Origin of the sequence: Dietzia sp. CQ4, assembly GCF_014145125.1 — a bacterium.
Classification (GTDB): domain Bacteria; phylum Actinomycetota; class Actinomycetes; order Mycobacteriales; family Mycobacteriaceae; genus Dietzia; species Dietzia natronolimnaea.
The window spans coordinates 1-11,014 of record NZ_JAALDZ010000161.1; the positions used below are offsets into that span (position 1 = coordinate 1).

At 70.9% G+C, this 11,014-nt stretch carries 12 protein-coding genes; 7 read left to right on the forward strand and 5 right to left on the reverse strand.

Annotation, left to right across the window (positions count from 1 at the left end; all coding sequences use genetic code 11):
• Nucleotides 1-46 precede the first annotated feature (46 nt).
• Nucleotides 47-754 (reverse strand): PIG-L family deacetylase, encoded by a 708-nt coding sequence (locus G6031_RS10120; RefSeq protein WP_179523634.1) that lies wholly within the window; start codon nucleotides 752-754, stop codon nucleotides 47-49.
• Between the two features lie 49 nt (nucleotides 755-803).
• Between G6031_RS10120 and G6031_RS10125 the strand changes: the two genes are divergently transcribed.
• The 3 genes from G6031_RS10125 to G6031_RS10135 all read left to right on the forward strand — a co-directional run bounded on the left by G6031_RS10125 (nucleotide 804) and on the right by G6031_RS10135 (nucleotide 4,216).
• Nucleotides 804-2,459 carry a phospholipase D-like domain-containing protein gene (locus G6031_RS10125; protein WP_182653193.1) on the forward strand — a complete coding sequence of 552 codons (1,656 nt, stop codon included), beginning with the start codon at nucleotides 804-806 and terminating at the stop codon, nucleotides 2,457-2,459.
• Between the two features lie 120 nt (nucleotides 2,460-2,579).
• Nucleotides 2,580-3,737 carry an acyl-CoA dehydrogenase family protein gene (locus G6031_RS10130; protein ID WP_179523632.1) on the forward strand — a complete coding sequence of 386 codons (1,158 nt, stop codon included), beginning with the start codon at nucleotides 2,580-2,582 and terminating at the stop codon, nucleotides 3,735-3,737.
• Nucleotides 3,738-3,805: 68 nt separating this feature from the next.
• On the forward strand, nucleotides 3,806-4,216 hold the full coding sequence (locus G6031_RS10135; RefSeq protein ID WP_182609654.1) for an arsenate reductase ArsC: 411 nt from the start codon (nucleotides 3,806-3,808) through the stop codon (nucleotides 4,214-4,216).
• Here the strand turns inward: G6031_RS10135 and G6031_RS10140 are convergent.
• Together G6031_RS10140 and G6031_RS10145 are read right to left on the reverse strand one after the other, a co-directional pair.
• Nucleotides 4,213-4,449, reverse strand: a complete 237-nt coding sequence (locus G6031_RS10140; RefSeq protein WP_182653194.1) for a thioredoxin family protein — start codon at nucleotides 4,447-4,449, stop codon at nucleotides 4,213-4,215. The two genes, G6031_RS10135 and G6031_RS10140, sit on opposite strands and share 4 nt — an antisense overlap.
• 20 nt (nucleotides 4,450-4,469) lie before the next feature.
• Nucleotides 4,470-5,561, reverse strand: coding sequence for a permease (locus G6031_RS10145; protein ID WP_182653195.1), 1,092 nt, complete (start codon nucleotides 5,559-5,561; stop codon nucleotides 4,470-4,472).
• Between the two features lie 75 nt (nucleotides 5,562-5,636).
• Between G6031_RS10145 and G6031_RS10150 the strand changes: the two genes are divergently transcribed.
• Entirely contained in the window at nucleotides 5,637-6,680 is a 1,044-nt protein-coding gene (locus G6031_RS10150) for an ArsO family NAD(P)H-dependent flavin-containing monooxygenase (protein ID WP_304813464.1), read from the forward strand.
• On the opposite strand, the gene G6031_RS10155 is transcribed toward G6031_RS10150, so the two are convergent.
• Nucleotides 6,681-7,034 carry a MerR family transcriptional regulator gene (locus G6031_RS10155; RefSeq protein WP_179523629.1) on the reverse strand — a complete coding sequence of 118 codons (354 nt, stop codon included), beginning with the start codon at nucleotides 7,032-7,034 and terminating at the stop codon, nucleotides 6,681-6,683.
• Between the two features lie 100 nt (nucleotides 7,035-7,134).
• On the opposite strand from G6031_RS10155, the gene G6031_RS10160 reads away from it, so the two are divergent.
• Both G6031_RS10160 and G6031_RS10165 read left to right on the forward strand, forming a co-directional pair.
• Nucleotides 7,135-8,649, forward strand: a complete 1,515-nt coding sequence (locus G6031_RS10160; RefSeq protein WP_182639252.1) for a SulP family inorganic anion transporter — start codon at nucleotides 7,135-7,137, stop codon at nucleotides 8,647-8,649.
• Between the two features lie 98 nt (nucleotides 8,650-8,747).
• A complete protein-coding gene (locus G6031_RS10165) occupies nucleotides 8,748-9,464 on the forward strand; it encodes an arsenate reductase ArsC (protein ID WP_182639251.1) in 717 nt (238 codons plus the stop codon).
• A 39-nt stretch (nucleotides 9,465-9,503) separates the two neighbouring features.
• Here the strand turns inward: G6031_RS10165 and G6031_RS10170 are convergent, their stop codons facing one another.
• Nucleotides 9,504-9,854 (reverse strand): metalloregulator ArsR/SmtB family transcription factor, encoded by a 351-nt coding sequence (locus tag G6031_RS10170; RefSeq protein ID WP_179523627.1) that lies wholly within the window; start codon nucleotides 9,852-9,854, stop codon nucleotides 9,504-9,506.
• A 216-nt stretch (nucleotides 9,855-10,070) separates the two neighbouring features.
• On the opposite strand from G6031_RS10170, the gene G6031_RS10175 reads away from it, so the two are divergent.
• Nucleotides 10,071-11,014, forward strand: a 944-nt coding sequence (locus G6031_RS10175) for a DUF222 domain-containing protein (protein ID WP_187702203.1), incomplete at its 3' end; no start/stop codon positions are given.

Here is an 11,014-nt window from a genome sequence, read left to right on the forward strand (position 1 = left end):
CCCGGCCCGGCCCCGACCGGCCCCGACCGGCGGGCTCGCGTGCCGGTCAGGGCCGCATGCGCCGGAAACTCACCACGGGCCGGTCCCCGGCCAGGTCCTCTCGGGGGGCGCACACCGACTCCACCTGCCGGCGGGCCTGCTCGGGGACGGGGGTGCCGGGGTCGAGGACCGAGAGGTACTCCTTGTGCTCGGCCAGCGCGGCGACGGCCGGTTCGACGAACCCCTCGACGTCCACGTAGTGGGTGGGCTGCGGTGCGGACTCGAACCACATCCGGGGACGCCCCTCGGCGGCGTCCACGCCGACGGCGGCCACCAGGTCGTCATACGTCGCGCCCACCGCGGCACCGAACTCCATGTGATCGCTCTGGTTGGGGGCACCGGGCGCCCACTCGGGCCCCGAGTACAGGGAGATCACGATGTCCGGCCGGTGACGGCGGAGGGAGTCCGCGATCGCGTCGCGGAGCTCCGAGTCGTTGACGATCCTGCTGTCGGGGAAGCCGAGGAACTCCACCTCCTCGACGCCCACGATCGCCGAGGAGCGGCGCTGTTCCTCCTCCCGGACCGGTCCGGCGATCGAGGGGGGCATCCCCTCGATCCCCGCCTCGCCGCTCGAGGCCAGCACGTAGACGATGTGGCGACCCTCCGCGGTCCAGCGGGCCACCGCGGCGGACATGCCGTACTCGGGATCGTCGGGATGGGCGACCAGGACCAGGCCGCGGGTCCAGTCGGTGGGAAAGGGCTCGGGTGGGGTCATGGGGAGAGTATTGCCGATCCGGGGTGACGAGTCGGTAGCGTCCGAACACATGGCCCTCACCGAGTGGTTGCTCTCCGCGCACGAGCGGGGCAACCCTGACACCCGTCTGGATTCCCGTCATCCCGGGAACGAGGCCTGGTCGGAGGGCAACGAGGTCCGCCCACTGGTCCACGGGGCCACGTATTTCGCCGAGCTCTTCGACAGGATCGAGGCCACCGGGCAGGGCGATCTGATCCTGTTCACCGACTGGCGCGGCGACGCGGACGAGCGGCTCACGGGGCAGCCCGGCAGCGAGGTCTCGGCGGTGCTGCGACGGGCCGTCGACTGCGGGGTGGCCGTGCACGGGCTCGTGTGGCGCTCGCACTCGGGGATCGACGAGTTCTCCCACGAGGAGAACCGACGGCTCGGGCGGAAGGTCGATGACCGGGGCGGCAACGTCCTGCTGGACATGCGGGTGCCGCCGCGCGGGTCGCACCACCAGAAGATGGTGGTGATCCGACACGCGGACGCCCCGCGGCGGGACGTGGCCTACGTGGGCGGCATCGATCTGTGCCATTCGCGGCGGGACGACGCCCGACACCGGGGCGACCCGCAGGCGCAGTCGATGTCCGAGGTCTACGGGGTGACGCCGCCGTGGCACGACGTGCAGTGCGCCATCTCGGGACCGGCCGTGTACGACGCCGAGACGGTGTTCCGGGAACGGTGGGAGGACCCGGCGCCCCTGACGCGGTCGCGTCGCCGGTTCCGCGTGGACCGCGACCACGTGGACGTGCGCGCCGAACCCTTGCCCCCGCAGGCGCCGCCGCCGCCGGCGGTGCCGGGTGGCACGCACGTCGTCCAGCTGCTCCGCACCTACGCCGGCCGGCACGGTCGACGTGCCTACCCGTTCGCACGGAGGGGTGAGCGGAGCGTCGCCCGCGGGTACGCCAAGGCGTTCGAGCGTGCCCGTGACCTCATCTACGTGGAGGACCAGTACCTGTGGTCGCGCGCGATCGCGGACTCCTTCGTGGAATCGCTCCAGCGGGACGAGGGACTGCACCTGATCGTCGTGATGCCCCGGTGGACGGACAGCGACAACCCGATCTCCCGTCTCCCGCAGCTCCTCGGCCGGCAGCGCGCCATGAGCCGACTCGCCGCCGCGGCCCCCGGCCGGGTGGCCTTCTACGCGCCGGAGAACTCCGACGGCACCCCGGTCTACGTCCACGCCAAGGTGTGCGTCGTGGACGACACCTGGTGTTCGGTCGGCTCCGACAACTTCAGCCGGCGCTCGTGGACCCACGACTCGGAACTCTCGGCGGTGGTGGTGGACACGGCCGCGTCCGATCACAGTCCGTACGCCCGCAGACTGCGTCTGACCCTGGCCGCCGAGCACCTGGGGCGCGGCGTGGACGGTCCGGGGTATCCGGGGGACGTGTCGGAGATCGCGCACGGGGACGGCGATCCGGGCGACGACGACGACCTCGCGTGCCTGATGCACGACTGTCCGGACGCGGTGGGGACGTTTCGGACCTTCGCCGACGCGGCCGCCGCGCTCGAGGAGTGGCATCGCGGCGGTCGCCGGGGGACGCGGCCCCCGGGTCGGCTGCGTCCGCTCGCGCCGCCGCGGCTCAACCCGCTGACGATGGCGCTGGCGTTCCCGGCCTACCGCTGGCTGCACGATCCGGACGGTCGCCCCTGGCACCTGCGGGTGCGCGGGCGGTACTGATCCGCGGGCGGTGCTGATCCGCGGGCGGTGCTGAACCGCGGGCGGGACCGCCGGGAGGCCCCGGTCGGTCTGGGTAGGCTGAACCGCGCACGTCGCGTCGATCGACCACCGGAGGCCATGGTGACCCTGCTCTTCCCCGACTACCGCCCCTCCTGGGAGACCGACGACCACCGGCTCCTGCGCGAGCACGCCCGCGCCTTCTTCGCCAAGGAGATGACGCCCAACCAGGAGAAGTGGGCCCGGCAGAAGCACGTGGACCGCGAGACCTGGCTGCGCACCGGCGAGGCCGGGCTGATCTGCCTCGACGTGGCCGAGGAGTTCGGCGGCCAGGGCGGGGACCCGGGCATGGAGTACCTCGTCACCGAGGAACTCGTCTACTCGGGGGACACGGCGTTCGGCATGGGGGTCGGATCGACCATCACCCCCCACTACGTGGCCAACTACGCCACCGACGAGCAGAAGCGGGAGTGGCTGCCCAGGTTGTGCTCCGGTCAGTGGATCTCCGCGATCGCCATGAGCGAGCCCGGTGCCGGTTCGGACCTGCAGGGCGTCCGCACCACCGCGCGGCGTGACGGTGACCAGTACGTCATCAACGGCTCCAAGACCTTCATCTCCAACGGTGGCTCCGCCGACTTCGTGGTGGTGGCGGCCAAGACCGACCTCGACGCAGGCCACAAGGGCATGGCGCTGTTCGCCGTGGAGGCCGACACCCCCGGTTTCGAGCGGGGCCGCGTGCTGGAGAAGATGGGCCGTCACGGCGCCGACACCGCGGAGCTGTTCTTCAACGACATGCGTGTGCCCGCCGCCAACCTCCTCGGCGGCGAGGAGGGGCAGGGCTTCTACCAGCTCATGAACCAGCTCCCGCGCGAGCGCCTGGCGATCGCGGTGGACGCCCTGGCGATGGCCGAGGCCGCCGTGGTGGAGACCCTCGCCTACACCCGTGAGCGGCAGGCCTTCGGCAAGCCGATCCTCGACTTCCAGAACACGCGGTTCGAGCTGGCGGCGTGCAAGACCTCCGTCATGGCCACCCGCACCTTCATCGACCACTGCATCTCCCGCGAGATCGCCGGCGAGCTGGACGCCGTGACCGCCTCGATGGCCAAGCTCCAGGCCACCGACATGCTCGACGACGTGGTGGACCGCTGCCTCCAGCTGTTCGGGGGCTACGGCTACATGATGGAGTACCCCATCGCGCAGAAGTTCGCCGCCGCCCGCGTCATGCGGATCTACGGCGGCACCAACGAGATCATGAAGGAGGTCATCGGCCGGGCGCTGTGACCCGCCGCGCGTGGGCGTCGAGCGGCTACTATCGACAGTCGTCGATACATTCTGCCGGGGGAGCCACCGTGACCGATCGTCCGTCCGTCCTCTTCGTCTGCGTCCACAACGCGGGCCGCTCACAGATGGCCGCGGCCTACACCGAGCACCTGTCCGGAGGCGCGGTGGAGGTCCGCTCGGCCGGGTCGGCGCCGGCGGACTCGATCAACCCGGCCGTCGCCGAGGCGATGGCGGAGGACGGCATCGACATCTCGGCGGCCACGCCGAAGGTCCTCACCACCGAGGCGGTGCGGTCGAGCGACGTGTGCATCACCATGGGCTGCGGTGACGTCTGCCCGGTCTTCCCGGGCAAGCGGTACCTGGACTGGACCCTCGACGACCCCGCCGGTCAGGGTGTCGACGCGGTCAGGCCCATCCGAGACGAGATCAGGCGCCGGGTGACCGGACTCCTCGCCGAGCTCGGCGTGCGCCCGGTCTAGCGTCCGCGCAGGATCTCGGTGAGCTGACGGACGGTGGGCACCTTCCCTCCCAGGACGAGGTCGTCGTCGATCACCAGCCCGGGTGTCTTCATCAGTCCGTAGCCGGCGATCTCGCCGACGTCGGTGACCTCGACGATCTCCGCGTCCTCGCCCAGCGCTGCCAGGGCCTCCCTCGTGCGGGTGACGAGGGTGTGGCAGTTGCGGCAGCCGGGCCCGAGCACCTTGACGATCATGGTTCCTCCTGCATCCGGGGTCAGGCGATCACGTTGAACAGTAGGCCGATGGCGAGGATGCCGGCCGCCACGACGGCGAAGAACAGTGCGAGCAGTGGTGGCCTCATGACCCGCCTGAGCATGATCGCCTGGGGGATGGACAGCGCGATCGAGCTCATGATGAACGCCATGACGGTGCCCAGGCTCATGCCCTTGGCCCACAGTGCCTCGGCGATCGGCACGACCCCGGCTCCGTTGACGTAGAGGGGGATCCCCGCGAGGGTGGCCACGAGCACCGCCAGCGGGTTGTCCGGGCCCGCCCAGCGGAGGAAGAAGTCCTCGGGGACCCACCCGTGGATCACCGCGCCGACGCCGACGCCCACCACCACCCAGATCCACACGCTACGGAGGATGTCGCGGGATTCGCCGAGAGCGGCGTCCACCCGTTCGCGCAGCGAGGGCACGTGGCCGTCCGCGCGGAGTACGGCGACGCGGGTGGTGAAGACGACGTCGTCGACCCACCTGTCGAGCCGGAACCGGGACAGGGCCCATCCCGCGACGAAGGCGATGGCGGCGCCGGCGCCGACGTAGGCCGCGGCGATGTGCCACCCGAACATCTCGCCGATCATGATGGCCGCGATCTCGCTGATGAGCGGGGAGGCGATGAGGAAGGTGAGGGTGACCGAGAGCGGGATCCCCGCGGCCACGAAGCCGATGAACAGTGGGATCGAGCTGCAGGAGCAGAAAGGGGTCACCACGCCGAGCACGATGGCCAGCGTGAGGCCGACGAACAGCCCCCGGCCCTCGAGCCAGTCCCGCGCGCGGTCGAGGTCGAGGCTCGCCCGGAGCATACCCACCAGGAACATCAGCCCGAGGAGCAGGAGGACGATCTTGACGGTGTCGTAGAGGAAGAAGTGCACGGCACCGATCGCGCGGTCGGCGAGGTCGAGTCCGAGCCAGCCGACGGCCGCGTCCCAGAACCACTCGTTGGCCACCCACAGGGCCACCCAGGACGCCGCGGCCAGCGCGAGCGCCGCCACGAGCCGACGCTGCTCACGGGCACCGGTGTCGGTGTCCGGGGCGTCGTTCCCCGGGCCGGACGGGCCGGTCGCGGAGGCGGGCAACGAGGTCATACCTCCACTGTAGGATTGGTATCGATGAGTGTCGATAGGAACTGTTCAGGGGGTGGCGAGAGGGGGTCGGGCAGGGTGAGGGACGTCGTGGTGATCGGAGGCGGCCAGGCCGGCCTGGCCGCCGGTTTCCATCTCACCCGCGCCGGCGCGGACTTCGAGATCCTCGACGCGTCCGACGGGCCGGGGGGTGCGTGGCCGCACACCTGGCCCTCCTTGCGACTGTTCTCGCCCGCCGACTACTCGTCCCTCCCGGGTCGCAGGATGCACCGGACGGACGACGGGAACCCCGACGCGGCCCACGTGGTGGAGTATCTGCGCGGGTACGAGGAGTACTACGGGCTGCCCGTCCGGCGCGGGGTCCGGATCGTGGCCGTGGAGCGGGACGATCCGGACGGGTTCGTCGTCCGTGCCGCCGACGGCCGCCGGTGGCGTGCTCGCGCGGTGATCAGTGCCACCGGGACGTGGTCGAGGCCGTTCGTGCCGACCTGTCCGGGCGTCGGGGGTTTCCGGGGCCATCAGATCCACAGCGCCGGATACCGGGGTCCGGAGCCGTTCGGCGGCCGGCGCGTCGTGGTGGTGGGCGGTGCGAACTCGGGCGCGCAGATCGCCGCCGACCTCGCCGGACATCTGCAGCAGAGCGACGGCGAACTGATCTGGTGCACCGCCGGGCCCCCGCGCTATCTGCCCGACCACGTCGACGGACGGGAGTTGTTCCGGGTCGCCACCGCCTCGGTCCGGTCCGGGAGCGGCCGCGGTGTCGCGGAGTTGGGCGACATCGTCGTCGTCCCCCCGGTGCGCGCCGCCCGCGACGCGGGCCTGCTCGTGGCCACCCCGATGTTCGACCGGTTCCACCCCGGCGGGGTGGAGTGGGACGACGGCCGACGTGAGGCGGTCGACGCGGTGATCTGGTGCACCGGATTCCGCCCGGCTCTCGGGCACCTCCGCGGTCTTGGGCTGTCGCGGGTCGGCGGCAGGGTGGTCGCCGACGGGCCCGTGGTGCCGGACGTGCCCGGGCTGTTCCTGCTCGGCTACGGCGACTGGTGCGGCGCGGCCTCGGCGACCCTCATCGGGGTCGGTCAGTGGGCGAAGGCGGCCGTGGCCGCAGCTCTCGGCCGGTGATCAGGCCCTGAGGCGCGCGACGATCTCGACGAACTCCTCCGCGTAGCCCAGGTGGGTCCGCAGTCGCTCGAGCCGTTCGGTGGCCTCAGCCTCGATCTCGGCGATCAGCGCGGCCGATCCCGCCGGGTCGTCGGCTCGGCGGTCCAGGGCCCGGCAGAAGTCGCGCATGCGTTCCAGGCTGAACCCCAGGGGCTTCATCCGGCGGATGAGCAGGAGCCGCTCGACGTCCCCCGGCGTGTAGAGGCGGAACCCGCCCGGGGAGTGCGCGGAGGGGCTGACCAGACCGAGTTCGTCGTAGTGCCGCAGGCTCCGGATCGACAGCGCGGTGCGCTCGGCGACCTCGCCGATCTTCATGGTCTGCTCGCCGCGACTTGGCCCGCCCACAACTCTCCCGTTACGGTAGCTTTCTACTCTCACGCCGTGTGAGAGTCCTGACCCCGACTGTAGGTGATCCGTGAGCACCGAGTTCCCGACCGGCGTGCTGCCCTCGTTCCGCGCCGCGTTCTCCTCCCCCGCCCGGCTGCGGACCGAGGTCCTCGCCGGCCTCGTGGTGGCCCTCGCGCTCATCCCGGAGGCGATCTCGTTCTCCATCCTCGCGGGCGTCGACCCCCGGGTCGGTCTGTTCGCGTCCTTCACCATGGCGGTCACGATCGCCTTCACCGGAGGACGCCCGGCGATGATCTCGGCGGCCACGGGAGCGATCGCGCTCGTCGTGGCGCCGGTCGTGCTCGAGCACGGACTGGACCACCTCATCGCCACGGTCCTCCTGGCCGGGGTGCTGCAGGTGCTGCTGAGCGTGTTCGGGGTCGCGAGGCTGATGCGGTTCATCCCACGCTCGGTGATGGTCGGATTCGTCAACGCGCTCGCGATCCTCATCTTCTCCGCCCAGATCCCGCACCTGGTGGGCGTGCCGTGGCTGGTGTACCCGCTGGTGGCGGTGGGGCTGCTCGTCCTCGTGTTCTTTCCCAGGCTCACCACGGTGATCCCCGCGCCCCTGATCGCGATCGTGGCACTGACGATCGTGGTGGTGTGGGTGGGATGGTCGGTCCCCAACGTGCACGACCAGGGCGAGTTGCCCGGGTCGCTGCCGACCCTCCTGCTGCCGGACGTGCCGCTCACCCTGGAGACGCTGCAGGTCATCGCCCCCTACGCGCTCGCCATGGCGCTCGTGGGGCTCATGGAGTCGCTGATGACGGCCAAGTTGGTCGACGACATCACGGAGACGCACTCCGACAAGACGCGTGAGGGCTGGGGTCAGGGCGTCGCCAATCTCGTCACCGGTTTCTTCGGCGGGATGGGCGGCTGCGCGATGATCGGGCAGACGATGATCAACGTCAAGGCCTCGGGCGCACGGACGCGGCTGTCCACCCTGCTCGCCGGCGTGTTCCTGCTGGTCCTCGTCGTCGTCCTGGGCGACGTCGTCGGACTGATCCCGATGGCCGCACTGGTCGCGGTGATGATCATGGTCTCGGTGGGGACCATGGACTGGCACTCGATCCATCCCCGGACACTGCGGCTGATGCCGCTGTCGGAGACCCTCGTCATGGTCGTCACCGTGGCGGCGACGGTGTGGACCCACAACCTCGCGATCGGCGTGATCCTGGGGGTGGTCACGGCGATGATCATGTTCGCGCGCCGGGTCGCGCACATGACGACCATCGAGAAGGTCGCCGAGCTCGACACGGACCACGACGGGGCGGTCGACACCCGCACCTACCGGGTCACGGGCGAGCTGTTCTGGGCCTCGAGCAACGACCTCGTGTACCGGTTCGACTACTCCGGCGACCCCGAGCACGTGGTGCTCGATCTCACCGACGCCGACATCTGGGACGCCTCGACCGTCGCCACGCTCGACGCCGTGCAGCAGAAGTACGCGGCCAAGGGCAAGACCCTCACGGTGATCGGACTCGACGGTGCCAGCAGGGAGCGGCTCGACAAGCTCTCGGGCAGGCTCGGCGCCGGGCACTGAGCGCGGGTCGGTCCCGGGCGAATCCCCCCGGCCGGGCTTCCGAAAGCATCGATGGGCATCTATATTGATGGATGTCGATACGAGGCTTGGAGGCCGACATGTCCCGATCCGTGCACGACGCTCCTCTCCCCGAACTGCTCATGCCTCAGACGCAACTCCAGCGTGACGCCCGCGAGCTGGCCCGGCACTACGAGGGCGTGTTCAGTCCGCAGACCGTCGAGCGCGTGGTGTTCGAGTCCTATGCCGCGTTGCGTCGGACCGCGCGGGTCACCGCCCATCTGCCGTCGCTGTCCCGCCGCTTCGCGACCGACCGGCTCAAGGCTCTCGCGCAGGCGGAGGGGCGGGTCGCCAAGGACGTCCCCGAGGTGCTCTTCATCTGCGTCCAGAACTCGGGGCGCTCCCAGATGGCCGCGGCTCTCATGGCGGACCGGTCGGAGGGGCGGGTCCACGTCCGGTCCGCAGGCTCGCTCCCGGCGTCCGGGATCGACGAGAACTGCCGGGCGGCCATGGCCGAGGTCGGGCTCGACCTGACCTCGGAATACCCCAAGCCGCTCACCGACGACGTGGTGGCGGCCGCCGACGTGGTGATCTCCATGGGGTGCGGGGACGCCTGCGCCGTCTATCCGGGCAAGCGGTACCTGGACTGGGATGTCTCGGACCCCGCAGGCCAGGATCTCGACCGCGTCCGCTCCATCCGTGACGACATCGACGCCCGGGTCCGCCAGGCCCTTCCGGAGATCGTCGGCATGACGCCCGCGACCGCCCCCGGTGCTCCGAGTTCGGGTGGTGCGACCAGGGAGGCGGCGTCGCCCTGAACGGTCCTCGGGCTGAACGGTCCTCAGGCTGAACAGTCCTCAGGCGAGGCGGAGACCTCGGACGTCGACGATGTCGCGGATCTGGGAGAACGCCTCCGGGACGATGCTGTAGTGCGCCATCCGGCCGCGTTGTTCGCGGGTGACGAGTCCCGCCTCGACCAGCTTCTTCATGTGATGACTCACGGTGGGCTGGGAGATCCCCAGCGGTTCGGTGAGGGTGCACACGCAGACGTCATCGCACTCCGCCGCCGCGATGTGCGAGAGCAGGCGGAGGCGCATGGGGTCGGCCAGGGCCTTGAACCGGGCCGCCGCGGCTTCGGCCTCGGCCTGGGTGAGCGGCCCGTTCGCGCCGGCGATGCAGCAGTATTCGGCGGATTCGGGCGAGGTCATGGTCCCAGGTTACTCGGACGACCGGGGCGGGGGAGGCCTGTGGATGTCCCCCCCTTGCCCATTCGAAAGTGTGTGCGTATACTAGAACACTAGTTCGATACAATGTGACGGCGACGTACGAGTGGGCGTACGGGTGGAGGTGAGGGCGTGGACGAGACGGCTGGTGGCGCGACAAGTGGGGTCGGTCGTTCTGGTCACCCGTCCCCGCTCGGGAGGTTGTCCGATTCCGCCCGCGACACCTGGGTGGCGGAGAATCGCGCCGCCGGGGCCCGCCTGGCCGCGTGTTACGAGATGTTCCGCGAGTGCGTGCGCCAGGACGAGGCCGGGGCGGGGGACGGCTCCCCGCCCGGGCATGCGGTGGTCGACCCGTTCGACGTGTGCACCGGCTACGTCGTGGCGTCGATGCCCATCTCCTCTGGCCGCGCCGCCGCCATGATCAGCCTCGCCGCGGACCTGACCGAGCGCTACCCGGCCGTCATGGAGGCGCTCTCGGCCGGTCGGATGGAACAGCGCGCAGCCGAGTTGTTGGCCCGTCAGATGGCCACGGTCGATCCGGCCGTCCTGTCACGGGTTCAGCAGGAGGTCGTGGAGGACTACCTCGCCGCCATCGAGGCCGGCGAGCGTCCGGGCGCCCGGTCGGTGCGCGACTCCGTCGACGCGATCATCGCCCGCTACGACGCCAACGGGATCCGCGAACGAAGAGACGCCGCCGCCCGCGGACGCGGAGTCCACATCCGCAAGGGCGCCGACGGCATGACCAACCTGTGGGCCACCCTGGCCTCCGACGAGGCCGCTGTGCTGGCAGAGGCCATCGACCAGCGCGCCGCAGAGTTCGCCAACCCCGCCCCGGACACCCCCGCGGAATCAGCGCAGGCCCGCGCCGACGCCGAGGGGGCGGACATGTCGAACTATCCGGTGCCCGAACGCCGCGCGGACGCCCTGCTGTCCCTGGTGTGCGGAGACCGGGGCCGCGCCCGTGCCACCGATCTCGCGCCGGACGAGCCGCCAGCGCCACTGCGGCCGCGGGTGACGGTCTTCGGCCGCGGTCGAGGTCTCGACCCGCAGGTCGAGTTTCCCCGCACCGGCGACTCCGCGCTCCAGGCGCTACTCGACATGCTCGCCGCCAGCGACGGGGCCAGCCTCGAACACGTCGACCCCGC